14 protein-coding genes are annotated in these 16677 nt (G+C 53.0%); 9 read left to right on the top strand and 5 right to left on the bottom strand.

The window, feature by feature from the left end; translation table 11 throughout:
• Positions 1-332 precede the first annotated feature (332 nt).
• The 4 genes from glnH (at position 333) to ybiO (ending at position 4951) form a co-directional block, all read left to right on the top strand.
• Positions 333-1079, top strand: a complete 747-nt coding sequence (gene glnH, locus OGY09_RS14835) for a glutamine ABC transporter substrate-binding protein GlnH (protein WP_003035251.1) — start codon at positions 333-335, stop codon at positions 1077-1079.
• Positions 1080-1216: 137 nt separating this feature from the next.
• Complete coding sequence (gene glnP / locus OGY09_RS14830; RefSeq protein ID WP_003035248.1) at positions 1217-1876, top strand: glutamine ABC transporter permease GlnP; 660 nt, start codon at positions 1217-1219, stop codon at positions 1874-1876.
• Entirely contained in the window at positions 1873-2595 is a 723-nt protein-coding gene (gene glnQ, locus OGY09_RS14825) for a glutamine ABC transporter ATP-binding protein GlnQ (protein ID WP_003035246.1), read from the top strand. Before glnP ends, glnQ begins: the two co-directional genes overlap by 4 nt.
• A gap of 118 nt (positions 2596-2713) precedes the next feature.
• Positions 2714-4951: a mechanosensitive channel protein gene (gene ybiO, locus OGY09_RS14820; protein WP_032942778.1), complete on the top strand. Its 2238-nt coding sequence runs from the start codon at positions 2714-2716 to the stop codon at positions 4949-4951.
• Here the strand turns inward: ybiO and rlmF are convergent.
• The gene (rlmF, locus tag OGY09_RS14815) at positions 4948-5874 is read right to left on the bottom strand and encodes a 23S rRNA (adenine(1618)-N(6))-methyltransferase RlmF (RefSeq protein ID WP_008784207.1); all 927 of its coding nucleotides are present in this window, start codon (positions 5872-5874) and stop codon (positions 4948-4950) included. The two genes, ybiO and rlmF, sit on opposite strands and share 4 nt — an antisense overlap.
• 210 nt (positions 5875-6084) lie before the next feature.
• On the opposite strand from rlmF, the gene mcbA reads away from it, so the two are divergent.
• The 5 genes from mcbA to ybiJ all read left to right on the top strand — a co-directional run bounded on the left by mcbA (position 6085) and on the right by ybiJ (position 10547).
• Positions 6085-6345 (top strand): DUF1471 family periplasmic protein McbA, encoded by a 261-nt coding sequence (mcbA, locus tag OGY09_RS14810; RefSeq protein WP_003831565.1) that lies wholly within the window; start codon positions 6085-6087, stop codon positions 6343-6345.
• Between the two features lie 292 nt (positions 6346-6637).
• Positions 6638-8923, top strand: a complete 2286-nt coding sequence (locus OGY09_RS14805) for a catecholate siderophore receptor Fiu (RefSeq protein WP_032944356.1) — start codon at positions 6638-6640, stop codon at positions 8921-8923.
• Between the two features lie 43 nt (positions 8924-8966).
• On the top strand, positions 8967-9644 hold the full coding sequence (gene ybiX, locus OGY09_RS14800) for a PKHD-type hydroxylase YbiX (RefSeq protein WP_032942776.1): 678 nt from the start codon (positions 8967-8969) through the stop codon (positions 9642-9644).
• 75 nt (positions 9645-9719) lie between these two features.
• Positions 9720-9986, top strand: a complete 267-nt coding sequence (locus OGY09_RS14795) for a DksA/TraR family C4-type zinc finger protein (protein WP_032942775.1) — start codon at positions 9720-9722, stop codon at positions 9984-9986.
• Between the two features lie 300 nt (positions 9987-10286).
• Positions 10287-10547, top strand: coding sequence for a DUF1471 family protein YbiJ (gene ybiJ / locus OGY09_RS14790; protein WP_003831561.1), 261 nt, complete (start codon positions 10287-10289; stop codon positions 10545-10547).
• Between the two features lie 97 nt (positions 10548-10644).
• On the opposite strand, the gene OGY09_RS14785 is transcribed toward ybiJ, so the two are convergent.
• The 4 genes from OGY09_RS14785 to rhlE all read right to left on the bottom strand — a co-directional run bounded on the left by OGY09_RS14785 (position 10645) and on the right by rhlE (position 16484).
• Positions 10645-11730: a malate/lactate/ureidoglycolate dehydrogenase gene (locus OGY09_RS14785; RefSeq protein ID WP_275399147.1), complete on the bottom strand. Its 1086-nt coding sequence runs from the start codon at positions 11728-11730 to the stop codon at positions 10645-10647.
• A 162-nt stretch (positions 11731-11892) separates the two neighbouring features.
• Positions 11893-12861 carry a DNA-binding protein YbiB gene (gene ybiB, locus OGY09_RS14780; protein WP_032942772.1) on the bottom strand — a complete coding sequence of 323 codons (969 nt, stop codon included), beginning with the start codon at positions 12859-12861 and terminating at the stop codon, positions 11893-11895.
• Positions 12862-12890: 29 nt separating this feature from the next.
• Positions 12891-15041, bottom strand: a complete 2151-nt coding sequence (gene dinG, locus OGY09_RS14775; RefSeq protein WP_032942770.1) for an ATP-dependent DNA helicase DinG — start codon at positions 15039-15041, stop codon at positions 12891-12893.
• Between the two features lie 96 nt (positions 15042-15137).
• Positions 15138-16484, bottom strand: a complete 1347-nt coding sequence (gene rhlE / locus OGY09_RS14770) for an ATP-dependent RNA helicase RhlE (protein ID WP_032942769.1) — start codon at positions 16482-16484, stop codon at positions 15138-15140.
• Positions 16485-16677: the final 193 nt, after the last annotated feature.

The raw sequence follows: 16677 nt of genomic DNA, 5'->3' as shown, positions 1-16677 counted from the left end.
CTTCGGCGGGGGTTATGCACATCTATGGTGCATAACATTGATCATTCGTCACTCCAAAGTAAATTATTTGTAATAATCACCTCACACAATCGTTAACGAAAGATTGTTTTATCAACAATTTTTACGCTAAATAGTCATACCGTTTGCACCGTGACTGGTTCGCACCAAATGAGTGCCCCAAAACAGTGCAGATTATTCGCTATGCCCTACTTATTGTGCAGAGTAACGAGACACCCTCTTGTTAAAACAATGAGTTGCAAAATTGGCACGATTTTTTCATTAAGCCATATGTTCTCGCAGGGGATCGCCCCGTGGATATAAAAGGAAATCCTATGAAGTCTGTATTAAAAGTTTCACTGGCTGCACTTACCCTGGCTTTTGCGGTGTCCTCCCATGCCGCAGACAAGAAACTGGTTGTCGCAACCGACACCGCGTTTGTACCGTTTGAATTCAAACAGGGTGACAAATACGTTGGTTTTGATGTGGATCTGTGGGCTGCCGTGGCCAAAGAACTGAAACTGGATTATGAACTGAAACCGATGGATTTCAGCGGCATCATCCCGGCTCTGCAAACCAAAAATATCGACCTGGCACTGGCAGGTATCACCATCACCGATGAGCGTAAAAAAGCGATCGACTTCTCCGACGGCTACTACAAAAGCGGTCTGTTAGTGATGGTGAAAGCGAATAACAACGACGTCAAAAGCGTAAAAGATCTGGACGGTAAAGTCGTCGCTGTGAAGAGCGGCACCGGTTCCGTTGATTACGCGAAAGCGAATATCAAAACCAAAGACCTGCGTCAGTTCCCGAATATCGATAACGCATATATGGAACTGGGCACCAACCGCGCAGACGCTGTACTGCACGACACACCAAACATTCTTTACTTCATCAAAACAGCTGGCAATGGTCAGTTCAAAGCTGTAGGCGAATCGCTGGAAGCCCAGCAGTACGGTATCGCCTTCCCGAAAGGCAGCGACGACCTGCGTGAAAAAGTGAACGGCGCGCTGAAAACGCTGAAAGAGAACGGTACTTACAACGAAATCTACAAAAAATGGTTCGGTACTGAACCTAAATAATAACCGGCAGCGTTGCCCGGTGGCGTGATGCTTACCGGGCTTACGCCGGGATTTTTGAGACCTGTAGGCCGGATAAGCACAGCACATCCGGCAAAACGGGCATTTGAATATTTACACCACGGTAACAGGAACGACATATGCAGTTTGACTGGAGTGCCATCTGGCCCGCCATCCCGCTTTTGATTGAAGGCGCCAAAATGACCCTGTGGATCTCGGTCCTCGGTCTGGCTGGCGGTCTGATAATCGGACTTGCAGCAGGGTTTGCGCGCACTTTCGGCGGTTGGATCGCCAACCACGTAGCGCTGGTGTTTATCGAAGTCATTCGCGGTACGCCAATCGTTGTGCAGGTAATGTTTATTTACTTCGCTCTGCCAATGGCATTTAACGATTTACGCATTGACCCCTTTAGCGCCGCCGTTGTCACCATCATGATCAACTCCGGGGCCTATATTGCGGAAATCACCCGCGGTGCGGTGCTCTCAATCCATAAAGGATTCAGCGAAGCCGGACTGGCGCTTGGACTTTCACGCACAGAAACAATCCGCCACGTTATTTTACCCCTCGCACTGCGTCGTATGCTGCCACCGCTGGGCAACCAGTGGATCATCAGCATTAAAGATACCTCGCTGTTTATTGTCATTGGCGTCGCTGAACTGACCCGTCAGGGCCAGGAAATCATTGCCGGTAACTTCCGCGCACTGGAAATCTGGAGCGCCGTTGCGGTGTTCTATCTGATCATTACGCTGGTGCTGAGCTTCATTCTGCGTCGTCTGGAAAGAAGGATGAAAATCCTGTGATTGAATTTAAAAACGTTTCTAAGCACTTTGGTCCAACCCAGGTGCTGCACAATATTGACCTGAACATTCAGCAGGGTGAAGTGGTGGTGATTATCGGGCCGTCAGGATCCGGTAAATCTACCCTGCTGCGCTGCATTAACAAGCTGGAAGAGATAACCTCCGGTGATCTGATCGTCGACGGTCTGAAAGTAAACGATCCGAAGGTAGACGAGCGCTTAATCCGTCAGGAAGCCGGAATGGTGTTTCAGCAGTTCTATCTGTTCCCGCATCTGACGGCGCTGGAAAACGTCATGTTCGGACCGCAGCGCGTACGCGGGGCGAATAAAGAACAGGCCGAGAAACTGGCGAAAGAGCTGCTGGCAAAAGTGGGTCTGGCCGAACGTGCACATCACTACCCTTCTGAACTGTCCGGTGGTCAACAACAGCGTGTGGCTATTGCCCGTGCGCTGGCAGTAAAACCGAAAATGATGCTGTTTGATGAGCCAACCTCAGCACTCGACCCGGAACTGCGTCATGAAGTTCTGAAAGTGATGCAGGATTTGGCGGAAGAAGGGATGACCATGGTGATTGTGACCCACGAAATTGGCTTTGCCGAAAAAGTGGCTTCACGCCTGATTTTCATTGATAAGGGACGTATTGCCGAAGACGGTAATCCGCAGGCCCTGATTGAAAATCCGCCCAGCCAACGCTTACAGGAATTTTTGCAGCACGTTTCCTGATAGTTCAGCCTCCCTTCGCCCGAAGGGAGGTTTCTCACCAGAATCCTCTCATTTCATTTCTCCCCCGCCCTGACATCTATACTTATCCTTTTGAATTTATTTTCTCATGGGAGGAGTCATGCGCTGGATCCTGTTCATCTTTGTTTGTCTGCTGAGTCTTCTGGCTCAGGCGGTGACAATACCTGGCGTCACCTCGCCAACGTCAACCAACGCACAAGCCGCGCCAACGAAAGAGCCGGATGTTGAACAGAAGAAAGCGGCCTACGGCGCACTGGCTGATGTGCTGGAAAATGACACCTCGCGGAAAGAACTGATCGATCAGTTACGCAAAGTGGCAACTGCCCCCCCTGCCGAGCCGGTGCCAACCATTGTTCCACCCACATTAACAGAAGAAAAAACGGTGCTGGAAAACGTCACGGATGTCACACGGCACTACGGTGAGGCGCTCTCCAGCCGCTTTGCCCAACTTTATCGCAATATTACCGATGCACCGCACAAGACCTTTAACCCGCAAACGTTCACCAATGCCCTGACTCATTTTTTAATGCTGGCGGCGTCAGTGTTCGGGTTTTACTGGCTGATCCGCCTGTGCGCGCTGCCGCTGTATCGCAAAATGGGGCAATGGGCACGGCGGAAAAACCGCGAACGCAGCAACTGGCTGCAGCTTCCGGCGATGATCGTTGGCGCATTCATTATTGATTTGCTTCTGCTGGCGCTGACATTGTTTGTCGGGCAGATACTGAGCGACAGAATGAACGCCGGCAGTCGCACCATCGCCTTTCAGCAAAGCCTGTTTCTCAATGCCTTTGCCCTGATTGAGTTCTTCAAAGCCATTCTGCGTCTGATATTTTGCCCAACAGTGGCCGAACTGCGCCCGTTTAACATTCAGGATGCCGGTGCGCGCTACTGGAATCGGCGTTTGAGTTCATTAAGCAGTTTGATTGGTTACGGGCTTATAGTTGCCGTTCCCATTATCTCCAATCAGGTCAATGTGCAGGTCGGCGCGATGGCCAACGTCATCATCATGCTGTGTATCACGCTATGGGCGCTGTACCTGATTTTCAGAAATAAGAAAGAGATAACGCTGCATTTACAGAATCTGGCAGAAAGATCGTTAGCTTTTTTCAGCCTGTTTATCCGCGCCTTTGCGTTGGTATGGCACTGGCTGGCCAGCGCCTACTTCATTGTGCTGTTTTTCTTTTCGCTGTTTGATCCGGGCAACAGTCTGAAATTCATGATGGGCGCTACGCTGCGCAGCCTGGTAATCATTGGAATTGCCGCCTTTGTTTCCGGCATGTTTTCCCGCTGGATAGCCAAAACTATTACCCTTTCGCCACACACCCAGCGCAGCTATCCGGAACTCCAAAAGCGGCTGAATGGCTGGCTGTCGACGGCGTTAAGCGTGGCCAGGATCCTGACGGTGTGCGTTGCGGTGATGCTGCTATTGAATGCCTGGGGACTGTTCGACTTCTGGAACTGGCTGCATTACGGTGCAGGAGAAAAAACGGTGGATATTCTGATCCGTATCGCGCTGATTTTATTCTTCTCCGCCATCGGCTGGACGATCCTTGCCAGCCTGATTGAAAATCGTCTGGCCTCCGATATCCACGGCCGTCCGCTACCCAGCGCTCGTACCCGCACCCTGTTGACGCTGTTTCGCAACGCGCTGGCGGTGATCATCAGCACGATCACCATCATGATTGTGCTGTCGGAAATTGGCGTTAATATCGCCCCATTGCTGGCCGGGGCCGGGGCGCTGGGGCTGGCAATCTCTTTCGGCTCGCAAACGCTGGTAAAAGATATTATTACCGGGATTTTTATTCAGTTTGAAAATGGCATGAACACCGGCGACCTGGTGACCATCGGTCCACTCACCGGTACGGTTGAACGAATGTCCATTCGTTCTGTGGGCGTGCGTCAGGACACCGGGGCGTACCATATCATTCCCTGGTCATCGATTACGACCTTCGCCAACTTTGTGCGTGGAATTGGATCGGTCGTCGCCAATTACGACGTAGACCGCCATGAGGATGCGGATAAAGCAAATCAGGCGTTGAAAGACGCGGTTGCTGCGGTGATGGAAAAAGATGATATTCGCGGGTTGATTATCGGCGAGCCGTCGTTTGCCGGGATTGTAGGATTAACCAATACGGCATTCACGCTACGGGTCTCGTTTACCACCTTGCCGCTGAAGCAGTGGACGGTACGTTTTGCGCTCGACAGCCAGGTGAAGAAATACTTCGATCTGGCAAACATACGCGCCCCGGTACAGACGTATCAAGTGTTACCTGCACCAGGGAATGGCCCTGCGTCGGCGGCAAGCGAACCGCTACCGCCAACCGAGCCAACGCTTTAGCGTTTACGCGCCATAAAACGACGACGCTGATCGTTATCCATAAAGGTCCAGGCAATAAAGCGACTCTGCTTTTGTCCCTGGGCCATCTCTTTCTTGACCACTTTCACCGCGCCCGCATCCGTTAATGCATGATACAGCGGAGGCAAGTTCTCACCGCGCGACACCAGCGTGGTGAACCACATCACCTGGCGACCAAAGGCCTGGCTTTCAGCAATCATTTTCTTGATGAACGCCACTTCACCGCCTTCACACCACAGCTCCTGCTGCTGTCCGCCAAAGTTCAGCGCATCGTCTTTGTCCTGTCCCAGATTACGGCGTTTGCGCTCGCTTCCGGCACGGGCTGAGGCCGCAGAATCATGGAATGGCGGGTTACATAATGTGGCTTCATACTGCTCATTTTTGTGAATGATGCCGTTGAAGATTGCCGTTGCATCTTTCTGGCGACGCAGACGAATAGCACGGGTTAATCCCGGATTGGCGTTGACGATCGCCTGAGCGCTGTTAAACGCTTCGCTACTGGTTTCACTACCCGTGAATCGCCAGCCGTATTCATGCACGCCGATCAGTGGATAAATACAGTTTGCCCCCACTCCCACGTCCAGCACGCTCGCATTTGCCGGAATGGTTCCGTTGGTTTCACCCAACAGATCGGCCAAATGGTGTATGTAGTCAGCACGACCAGGCACCGGCGGACACAAAAAACCATCTGGAATATCCCAGTTTTTCACCGCATAAAAATGCGCCAGCAGTGCTTTATTGAGCGCCTTTACTGCCTGCGGATTCGCGAAATCAACACTCTGCTCGCCGCCGGGCGTGAGGGTGAGAAATTGCGTCAGCTCGGGCGTAACCTGGCATAAAGTCGCAAGATCATAACGGCCATTGTGGCGGTTGCGTGGGTGTAATCCCGGTTTCAGGGCGGACATAGCATTCTCCTTTTAACAGCGGCGTAAGATACCCGCATAACGCCACGCGGTAAACACACACAACAAGGAAATTTGATTTTTTACACCTGTTTGACGCTTTACTAATTGTTCAAAAAACAGACAGCTCATCACCAATTTTTTGCGGTAAATGTCATCCGCTGACGACCTAAACTTATCAGGCACACCTGTTGTTTTTCAGAGGATATCACCATGAAGAAATGCCTCACATTACTTGCTGCTACCGTACTTTCCGGCATGACATTTGCCTCCTTTGCTGCACAGCCATACACCAGCCCAGCTACCGGTCAGCTACAAGCTTCCGGCACAGTATCCGCTACCGGCGCCTCTAACCTGAGCGACCTCGAAGACAAGCTGGCAGAGAAAGCGAAAGAGCAAGGGGCAAAAGGCTTTGTCGTTGATTCTGCGGGCGGCAAAAATCAGATGTACGGCACCGCAACCATCTATAAGTAACCCCCATCTCAGCCCAACTGCATTCAACCCGAATGCAGTTTTCTGTCCGCAATTCACATCATTCCCGGTGCGAATTGTAATCACCGTGTAGTAATTTTGAATCCAATGTAAACAAATGTATTTATTTTTGAAGTAATGAATGCTAAAACGTCGCACTGATTAGTAATGCTTATCAAAATCATTATCAATTACACATTCATTTCCGCGAGGCCTGCAGGGTATAACATCCTTAGAGATGTCCCTTCGCGCGAGTGAAACCGTCCACTCAAACAATAATAAGTCACTCATTAACATGGATAAAAATCGCAACTTGCCGTCCAGTAGCTTTCACTCACTGACTTTTTTTGCCGGTCTGTGCATTGGCCTGTCCCCTATAGCTCAGGCTGTCGCTGCGGACGACCAGGATAAAAAACAAGAAGACACTCTGGTCGTTGAAGCGGCCAAACCTTCGCTGTACGCCCCAACACAGTCTGCCGACCCTAAATTCTCCCGGCCGGTGGCGGATACAACCCGCACCATGACGGTGATTTCTGAGCAGGTGATTAAGGATCAAGGCGCAACAAATCTGACCGACGCGCTGAAAAACGTCCCGGGCGTTGGCGCATTTTTCGCCGGTGAGAACGGTAACTCCAGCACCGGTGACGCGGTTTACATGCGTGGTGCGGATACCTCGAACAGTATTTATATCGACGGTATCCGTGATATTGGCAGCGTCACGCGCGACACCTTCAATACCGAACAGGTGGAAGTAATCAAAGGTCCTTCCGGTACCGACTATGGACGTAGCGCACCGACTGGCTCTATCAATATGATCAGCAAACAGCCACGCACCGACTCAGGAATCGATGCATCGGCCAGCGTCGGTAGCGCCTGGTTCCGCCGTGGTACGCTGGACATTAACCAGGTCATCGGCGAGACCACCGCCGCACGTTTAAACCTGATGGGTGAAAAAACGCATGATGCTGGTCGCGATAATGTTAAGAATGAACGTTACGGTGTGGCCCCCTCTCTCGCTTTTGGCTTAGGGACTGAGAACCGACTGTACCTGAACTATCTGCATGTCACCCAACACAACACACCGGATGGCGGCATCCCTACCATTGGCCTGCCGGGATACTCCGCACCTTCTGCGGGGACTTCTGCACTGAATCATTCAGGCAAAGTGGACACGCATAATTTCTACGGTACCAACTCGGATTATGACGATTCGACAACCGATACCGCGACGATGCGTTTTGAACATGACCTGAACGACAGCACCACTATTCGCAACACCACCCGCTGGTCGCGTATTAAACAGGATTATCTGATGACGGCGGTGATGGGCGGCGCGTCTAACATCACCCAACCCACCAGCAGCGTCGACAGCTGGACCTGGTCACGCCTGGCAAATACCAAGGATGTCAGCAATAAGATCTTGACCAACCAGACCAACCTGACCTCAACGTTCTACACGGGATCCATCGGTCACGACATCAGCACCGGCGTGGAGCTGACGCGCGAAACACAAACCAACTATGGCGTGGCGCCGATCACCCCACCACCGGTGAATATCTATCACCCCGACAGCAATGTGAATATCGGCGGATTGTCTCGCAACGGCGCCAACGCTAACGGGCAAACAGATACCTTCGGTGTATACGCTTTTGATACGCTACAAATTACCCGTGAATTCGAGCTGAACGGTGGTATTCGCCTCGACAATTACCGGACTGAATATGACAGCGCCACCGCTTGCGGCGCTTCCGGTCGCGGCGCAGTCGCGTGCCCGACAGGCGTGGCTAAAGGTTCCCCGGTCACCACTGTAGATACTGCCAAATCAGGCAATCTGGTGAACTGGAAAGCTGGCGCGCTGTATCACCTGACCGATAACGGTAACGTGTACATCAACTATGCCGTTTCTCAGCAACCGCCGGGCGGCAGCAACTTTGCTCTTGCTCAGGGCGGCAGCGGTAACAGTGCGAACCGTACCGATTTCAAACCGCAGAAAGCGAAAACCAGCGAGATCGGCACCAAATGGGAGGTGCTGGATAAGCGCCTGCTGTTAACCGCCGCGATTTTCCGCACAGATATTGAGAATGAAGTTGAGCAGAACGACGACGGTACCTATTCCCAGTACGGAGAGAAACGCGTTGAAGGCTACGAGCTCTCGGTAGCAGGTAACATCACCCCCGCATGGCAGATTATTGGGGGTTACACGCAACAACGCGCGACCATCCACAGCGGTAAAAACGTTGCTCAGGATGGATCCTCTTCCCTGCCATATACACCGGAACATGCGTTCACGCTGTGGAACCAGTATCAGGCTACCGATGATATCTCCGTTGGCGCAGGCGCTCGCTACGTGGGCAGTATGCATCGCGGTTCCGATGGTGCGGTGGGGACGCCATCCTACACTGAAGGTTACTGGGTCGCTGACGCCAAACTGGGCTATCGCGTGAATCGCAATCTCGATTTCCAACTAAACGTCTATAACCTGTTCGACACCGATTATGTATCCTCCATAAACAAGAGTGGATACCGTTATCATCCGGGCGAGCCAAGAACTTTCTTGCTCACCGCCAATATGCATTTCTAATCCATCGCGTGGGGCGTAAGCCCCACTTTCAGGAGAAACACTGATGATGTACCACATTCCCGGCGTTCTGTCGGCGCAGGATGTAGCCTGGTTTCGCGAACAACTGGACGCTGCCGACTGGGTTGATGGCCGCGCAACCACCGGCGCTCAGGGGGCGCAGGTTAAAAACAACCAGCAGGTGAATACGCAAAGTGAACGCTACGGCGTTTTACAACAGGCGGTACAGACTGCGATAAATAACAGCGCGCTTTTCTTCGCCGCAGCACTACCGAAAACGCTCTCCACACCGCTGTTTAATCGCTACCAGGACAACGAGACCTACGGTTTTCACGTTGACGGTGCGGTGCGTAGCCATCCGCAAAACGGCTGGATGCGCACGGACCTTTCCGCAACTTTATTCCTGAGTAACCCGAATGATTATGAAGGGGGAGAACTGCTGGTCAATGATACTTACGGCCAGCATGCGGTGAAGCTTCCGGCAGGCGATCTGGTGCTTTACCCTTCCAGCAGCCTACATTGCGTCACGCCAGTGACCCATGGCGTTCGTGTGGCGTCTTTTATGTGGATACAGTCGATGGTCCGTGACGACAAAAATCGCGCCATGCTTTTTGAACTGGATAAAAACATTCAATCCCTGAAGGCTCGCCATGGGGAGAGCAGCGAGATCCTGTCATTACTCAATCTCTACCATAACCTGCTGCGCGAATGGTCTGAAATCTGATACTGCTGGCGCGTGGTCGTTTTTCAGCCATCACCTTCGCTATACTTAGTCTGTAGACATCAGCAGGAGATACACATGGCATCCGGATGGGCAAATGACGACGCGGTTAACGAACAGATCAACAATACTATTGAAGATGCTGTTGCCCGCGCTCGCGGTGAGTTACCGACGGGGGAAAGTCTGTATGAATGCGAAGAATGCGGCAATCCTATCCCTCAGGCCAGACGTGAGGCCGTGCCAGGGGTACGCTTATGCATCACCTGCCAACAGGATAAAGATTCACATAACTCAGCATTTTCAGGATATAATCGCAGGGGTTCGAAAGACAGCCAGCTACGTTGACTTATCTTTACCAAAAGTTTCAGCGCATACGATTTCCTTTACGAGCACGCTTTTTTGCACCCTGTGTAGCAAAATGTGCCGTTGTCGCCTTCTCTGTAAAGCGCAATGACAAGAACTGTAAATCCCTTACTCGAATTTATTAATATTCAATAAGTTATTTGTCATTCAATTTTTTTGATTGATGTCGTCAATTCTATTCGATTTTCTCTCACCAAAAAAAACGTGATACTTATCACATCGACGGAACAACGTCTTCTTAAAGAACACTGACTAACAGAACAACCCTGCGAGAGATTAATCATGAAAAATATCAAATTTGCTGTTGCTGCCATCGCCCTGTCCACCCTGTCATTTGGCGTTTTCGCTGCCGAGCCGGTTTCCTCTACTCAGGCGCAAAACATGAACAAAATTGGTGTGGTATCTGCTGACGGCGCCACTACGCTGGACGGCCTGGAAGCCAAACTGGCTGAGAAAGCGAATGCTGCTGGCGCAACTGGGTACAGCATCACTTCCGCTATCGGCAAAGACAAAATGAGCGGCACCGCGGTTATCTATAAATAACCGAAAGATTACCTGTACGACCCAATGCTCCAACCCTCATTGACCCTGTTTGTTACCCTTTGTTTGCCCGTCCGCCACTGGACGGGCTTTTTTTTGCCTATTGTTTCAGCCGTTGGCAGAATTCCTGCAACACGGCGTCTGGCATCCCAATTTGCAGTACCGCCTCACAAATCGCTTGCCAACTTCCGGCATCCAGCGGAATACCGTGTTCCAGCCGTTCCTCGCGAGTGTTCACCTCCCACTCCCCAGGCAACAGGATCGGGGCATCTTCAGCATGCGGGGACGCTTTCACCCACTCAGCAAATGCCGCGACCTGGTTGTCGCAGTCCGGCGCGCCGAACAGTTGTGGATTCATAATGATGGTGGTCATACAGTTAATGATGGCGTCCGCGCTGGTCTGCAGGCTCTCTTCATGTGTGGTTTTACCGCCAGAAAGCGCACCGCCCATAATTTCGCACATCGCCGCCAGCGCATACCCCTTGTGCTCGGCAAAGGTCAGCAACGACCCCAGCGGAGAAACCTGCATTACCGCAGGATCGGTAGTGGGAACACCCGCCACATCAATCAGGCATCCTGGAGCCACCGGCTCGCCCTTATGCCATGCCACACGGGTTTTGCCAAACGCGATGGCGCTGGTTGCATAGTCCAGCAACAGTGGGAAGGTATTTTTACGCGGGAATACGACGCAGAAAGGATTGGTGCCAAAACGGCTATCGCGCCCATGAAACGGTGCGACCATCGGGATCCCCACCACATTCACAAAATGCACCGAGACAAAACCTACCGCCGCACATTGCTCCGCCCAGTAGCCAATACGGCCGATATGGTGCGAATTATGTAATGCCACGGCGGCGATTCCGTACTGACGCGCTTTTTCGATTCCAAGCGTGATTGCCTCGTGCGCCGCCACCTGACCAAACGCGCAGTCGCCGTCAAGCGTAATCACCGCCCCCGCATCTTTTACCACTTTGGCATGACGGTTGATCTGCAGATGCCCCTGCGAGAATGAACGAATATAGCTTGGGATCATACCGATGCCATGGGAGTCGTGACCGGCGAGGTTAGAGGCTATCAGATGGTCGGCCACCAGCCGCGCCTCCTGATCATTGCTTCCCATCTGATGAAAAACGGCCTGGATAAAGGCGTGCAGCGTTGGCACATGGAAGCGATGTCCACTGTTCATTGTTATCTCCTGTTGTGTCGCGTGTTTGTTGTGTTTCTTATTTTTCAACAAACTATGCTGCGCCACGGTGCGCTGGAGGTCAATAAACGTGCAGAAATTTCACATTGCCGAAAAGAGAGAACCGACGGGCCAGGCAACAGGCCCGTCGGGATAACAAATGGTTTAGAAACTTTGCTCGACGCGGGTAAGTCCTTCAGCCAGTGAGGCGGACTCACCGGTTGCCACCAGGCAGCAGGCCATCTGGATTTTCAACGATGCCGGAACAGGCTCACTGCCAGCCAGACAACGCTCAATCCAGCGCGCGGTGGTTTCCGGATCTTTTGCTACCGGTAGCGGTACCGGCTCGTCAGGCATCTCGCTCTGTCGGTCTTGTAGCACTCGCACACCGGATGAATCTATCAGGCTTATCTGCGGGCAGCGCTGCGGGTTGGCATACACTTCGCCCTCGGTACCATGCATCAACAGGCCGCGCCCACCGATATCGCCGAAGAACTTCGCCACGCGAGAAACATATTCCGGGTGGGACACGCTGGAAAGACGCAGCGCGGCATCTTCAGCAAATGGCGTGGCTAATTTAGCCAGCGTATGTGCACTGTTACGCACACCCATGCGCCAGCGCATCGCCAGCTGTTTCTCCAGCGGAGGGCACAGCGCGCTCACCGGAATAAACACCGGCTCATGACCATCCAGCTTTGCCTGCGCCTGCCCGGCATGCAGCGTTGGCGTAATTCCCATCAGTTCAAAAATGGTTTCAGTCAGCACGCGGGTCGGATCCTCGCTGACGCCGTGCACCACCACCGGGAAGCCAAGTTTATGCAATAAAATCGCCAGCAGCGGAGTCAAATTCGCCTGCTTGCGCGCGCCATTGTAGCTGGGAATGACAATCGGCATGGGTTTGGTTACCGGCGGAGTCAGGCGAATGGTGTGGTTTTGCATCGCTTCGTAAAAGCCCAGCATCTCCGCTTCACCTTCGCCCTTGATACGTAGCGCAATCAGTACCCCGCCCATCTCAAGGTCAGGTACGTCGCCGTTCATCATATGGGTATACAGTCCGCGAGCAGTATCCTTATCCAGGTCACGCGCGTGATTTTTTCCTCGCCCAATCTCTTTAATGATTTTGCGGTAATCCATCGATAACTCCTTGCCTCTTGCTCGCATCGTTAACGCCGACGGCGGCGCGTGGGTTTCGCTTTTTCTTTTGGTTTTACTATAACGTCTGGCACAGCAGGTTGCTCTATCGGAAATATGGGTAACGCGTTCAGTAAACGCTTGCCATAGCTTTTGGTCAATAAACGCTTGTCATAAATAACCACTTCTCCCCAGCAGCCATGGCTACGGATGAGTCGCCCAACCTGCTGGATCAAATTGAATGACGCCGCAGGCAGGCTCTGCACCTCGAAGGGGTAGCGGTTCAGACTTTTCAACCACTCGCCCTCGGTGATCACCACCGGGCTGTCGATAGGCGGAAAAGCAATTTTGTGAATATGCACCTGAGTCAGCAGGTCGCCTTTCAAGTCCAGACCTTCAGCAAAAGATTGCAGCCCAACCAGCACACTGCGCTCGCCGTTGGTCACCCGTTTGCGGTGCAACTCCACCAGACGGTAGCGCGGCTGATCGCCCTGCACCAACAACAGCAGGCGCAGATCGGTAACGTGCTCAAGAAAACGCTGCATCGCCCGACCGCTGGCAAAAAGTACCAGCATGCCCTGATGCTTTTTACTCTCCAGCTGTTCGCGAAAATAGGCGGCCATTTCCGCGATATGCTGCTCTTCGTTATCAATTAACGGTTCGTAGCGCATCTGCGGAATGACTATTTTGCCCTGTTCAACGTGATTAAACGGTGAATCCAGCGCGACAAACCGGTCCCCTGCTTTTTCCTTCAGACCGCTCATCTCCTGCAAACGCGAGAAGCTGTTGAGCGAGCGCAGCGTTGCGGAAGTGACAATAATATGCGGGACGCTACGCCACAGCAGTCGTTCGAGCTGATCGCTCACACGGATCCCCACGCAGTGGAACCAGACGTGGATCTGCCCGTCACGCACCTCGCGCGTCGCCCATTTACTCACCGGCGCGCCTGACGATTGCGCGAGCGATGCCAGCCGCCACAGTTTGCTTTGCGCCTCAAACATGCCCAGCGCCCGGTTCATCTGCAAAATAACCCGATGCAGACGCACGATATCGTGAGTGCCGGTTTTTTCGCTGAGATCGTTGAGGAACAGTTCCGCCAGACCGCGCAGCATTTCCGTTAGCTTTGCCAGACGCTGACAAATCTCCATCACTTCCGCAGGCAATTCACCCATCGCAAAGCGGTGCTCCGCCTCCTGGGTAGCGGGCATATACAGATTAAGAATGTTATTGAGCGATGAAATCAGCTCATACAATTCCTCACAGTGACCGTTCAGACGCTCGGCATTCGCCAGCGGCGGCGTGGTCTTCGGGCGGAACTGCTCCAGGCAGGTAGCCACTAATTTGCAAAACAGATCCAACTGCAGTCGATACCAGGGGGCGCTGATTTCTGCGCTCATCTCCAGCGCATCGCGCGCGACATCCGGCAAATGGTGGCCTTCATCAAGTACCAGCAGTAGGTTTTTCGGCTCCGGCAAAACGGCTTCGCTTTCCATGGCCGCCATTACCAGCGCATGATTAGCCACGACCACTTCAGCTTCCTGAATCTCCCGGCGGGCGACAAAAAAAGGGCATTCACGATAGTAGTGACAGTTGCGATTCAGACAGCTGGCTTTATCGGTGCTCAGACGCTGCCAGAGTCCGTCGTCGATAGCGATATCGGTGTGGTCGCGCAGCCCGTCCCACTTGTAGCTGTCGAGATCGCCTTTTAGCCTGGCACAGCGCTTTTGTTCTTCCTGGTTGTTGGGCGTCAGGTCATCGTCGAGAAAAGCCAGCAGATCCTGCTGATTGGGTTCAGTGCTGGCCAGCGCCGCTAAGTTACGCGGGCAGACATAGCGTCCGCGACCAAACGCAGCGGTAAAACGCAGGTCGGGGATAATTTTGCGCAGCAGCGGTAAATCTTTGCTGTAGATCTGGTCCTGCAAAGCGACGTTGGCGGTACTGACCACCAGCGTTTTTTGTTCTTCACGCGCGATGGCAATACCGGGAATCAGATACGACAGGGTTTTCCCCACTCCGGTCGGTGCTTCAATCGCCAGATGCCGCCCTTCTTCCCCGGAGAGCGTTTTCGCGACGTCAGCAATCATCTGCCGCTGCGGCGCACGGGGGATAAAGTCGGGGATCTGTTCCTGAAGCGCCTTATACCAGGCGGCGATTTGCGCTTTTAACGCAGCCGTTAGTGCCATGAGAAAACCTGAAATACTGTATAAACAGCCACTATTGTGGCACTTTCTATCCCGTGTCGCAAAAAGAAAAGCCCGACCTTTCGGCCGGGCTCGCAATTACTGTGCTGCAGACGGTTTGCGCGGACGGCGCGGTGGACGAGGTTTATCACCTGCCGGTTTGCCTTCGCCATTACGCGGCTTCGCTTTTGGCGCTCCGCCATCCGAACGACGCGGCTGCTGTCCACGCCCTGCTCCGCCCTGCCCTCGACCACCGCCGCCGCCACGCTGCTGACGACCGTTCTGGATCGGCTCAGCTTTAATGGACGGGTCTGGCTCGTAGCCTGGCGTCGCAATACGCGGGATCTCTTTTTTCAGCAACTTCTCGATGTCACGCAACAGCTTGTGTTCATCGACGCACACCAGAGACAACGCTTCGCCGGTAGCGGCCGCACGACCGGTACGACCAATGCGGTGCACGTAGTCTTCCGGGACGTTTGGCAGCTCGTAGTTCACCACGTGCGGTAACTCTTCAATGTCCAGACCTCGCGCGGCAATGTCGGTCGCTACCAGCACGCGAATATCACCGGATTTAAAATCAGCCAGCGCACGCGTACGCGCACCCTGAGATTTATTACCGTGGATAGCCGCACTGCGGATGCCGTCTTTATTCAGCTGCTCTGCCAGATGGTTCGCGCCATGTTTGGTACGGGTAAACACCAGCACCTGCTGCCAGTTGCCCTGACCAATCATCTGCGACAGCAGTTCGCGTTTACGTTTTTTATCAACGAAATGAACGTGCTGAGTAACCTGCTCTGACGCGGTATTACGACGCGCCACTTCGATTTCCAGCGGGTTGTGCAACAGTTTTTCGGCCAGCGATTTAATGTCATCAGAGAACGTTGCCGAGAACAGCAGGTTCTGACGTTTTGCCGGCAGTTTTGCCAGAACGCGACGAATATCGTGAATAAAGCCCATATCCAGCATGCGGTCAGCTTCATCCAGTACCAGGATCTCAACCTGATCAAGTTTCACCGCATTCTGGTGTTCCAGATCGAGCAAACGACCCGGAGTAGCGATCAGCACATCTACGCCGCCACGCAGCTTCATCATCTGCGGGTTAATGCTGACGCCGCCGAAGACCACCAGCGAGCGAATATTCAGATACTTACTGTAATCACGGACGTTTTCGCCAATCTGGGCCGCCAGTTCGCGGGTTGGCGTGAGGATCAGCGCACGAACCGGACGACGGCTTTTACCATGCGGCTGATTGGTGATCAGGTGCTGCAACAGCGGCAGGGTAAAACCTGCCGTTTTCCCCGTACCGGTCTGGGCGCTGGCCATCAGATCGCGGCCTTCCAGCACGGCAGGAATTGCCTGCTGCTGAATAGGGGTAGGTTCACGGTAACCCTGCTCGGCAACGGCACGTAAAATTTCAGGGTTTAAACCAAGGGAATCAAAAGACATAACAACTCCGAACCGCCCTGACCGTTACCGGTGTCGTTTTCAGGGAGATACATACAATAGAGATGACAAAAACCACAATGTCATGAAGGGGCGGAGTGTAGCAGTTTTTGTGATGTGCCGCATAAATTATCCCTTCACTGGAAAATAACGCTCCGGACTGGACAAGGCTGCACATCAGTCATAATCTTAATCA

The organism is Citrobacter sp. Cpo071, assembly GCF_030332765.1.
In the GTDB taxonomy this organism is placed as follows: domain Bacteria; phylum Pseudomonadota; class Gammaproteobacteria; order Enterobacterales; family Enterobacteriaceae; genus Citrobacter; species Citrobacter portucalensis.
Note: the sequence above shows the minus strand (reverse complement) of the source record. Positions and strands in the feature narration are given on the sequence as shown.

What these genes read in the sequence shown, in the direction of transcription:
- OGY09_RS14785 (WP_275399147.1), bottom strand. Translation starts at nt 11,730, where the DNA reads ATGAACAGTGGACATCGCTTCCATGTGCCAACGCTGCACGCCTTTATC.
- ybiO (WP_032942778.1), top strand. Translation starts at nt 2,714, where the DNA reads ATGCGCTGGATCCTGTTCATCTTTGTTTGTCTGCTGAGTCTTCTGGCT.
- ybiJ (WP_003831561.1), top strand. Translation starts at nt 10,287, where the DNA reads ATGAAAAATATCAAATTTGCTGTTGCTGCCATCGCCCTGTCCACCCTG.
- dinG (WP_032942770.1), bottom strand. Translation starts at nt 15,041, where the DNA reads ATGGCACTAACGGCTGCGTTAAAAGCGCAAATCGCCGCCTGGTATAAG.
- OGY09_RS14805 (WP_032944356.1), top strand. Translation starts at nt 6,638, where the DNA reads ATGGATAAAAATCGCAACTTGCCGTCCAGTAGCTTTCACTCACTGACT.
- glnP (WP_003035248.1), top strand. Translation starts at nt 1,217, where the DNA reads ATGCAGTTTGACTGGAGTGCCATCTGGCCCGCCATCCCGCTTTTGATT.
- ybiX (WP_032942776.1), top strand. Translation starts at nt 8,967, where the DNA reads ATGATGTACCACATTCCCGGCGTTCTGTCGGCGCAGGATGTAGCCTGG.
- ybiB (WP_032942772.1), bottom strand. Translation starts at nt 12,861, where the DNA reads ATGGATTACCGCAAAATCATTAAAGAGATTGGGCGAGGAAAAAATCAC.
- rlmF (WP_008784207.1), bottom strand. Translation starts at nt 5,874, where the DNA reads ATGTCCGCCCTGAAACCGGGATTACACCCACGCAACCGCCACAATGGC.
- OGY09_RS14795 (WP_032942775.1), top strand. Translation starts at nt 9,720, where the DNA reads ATGGCATCCGGATGGGCAAATGACGACGCGGTTAACGAACAGATCAAC.
- rhlE (WP_032942769.1), bottom strand. Translation starts at nt 16,484, where the DNA reads ATGTCTTTTGATTCCCTTGGTTTAAACCCTGAAATTTTACGTGCCGTT.
- glnH (WP_003035251.1), top strand. Translation starts at nt 333, where the DNA reads ATGAAGTCTGTATTAAAAGTTTCACTGGCTGCACTTACCCTGGCTTTT.
- mcbA (WP_003831565.1), top strand. Translation starts at nt 6,085, where the DNA reads ATGAAGAAATGCCTCACATTACTTGCTGCTACCGTACTTTCCGGCATG.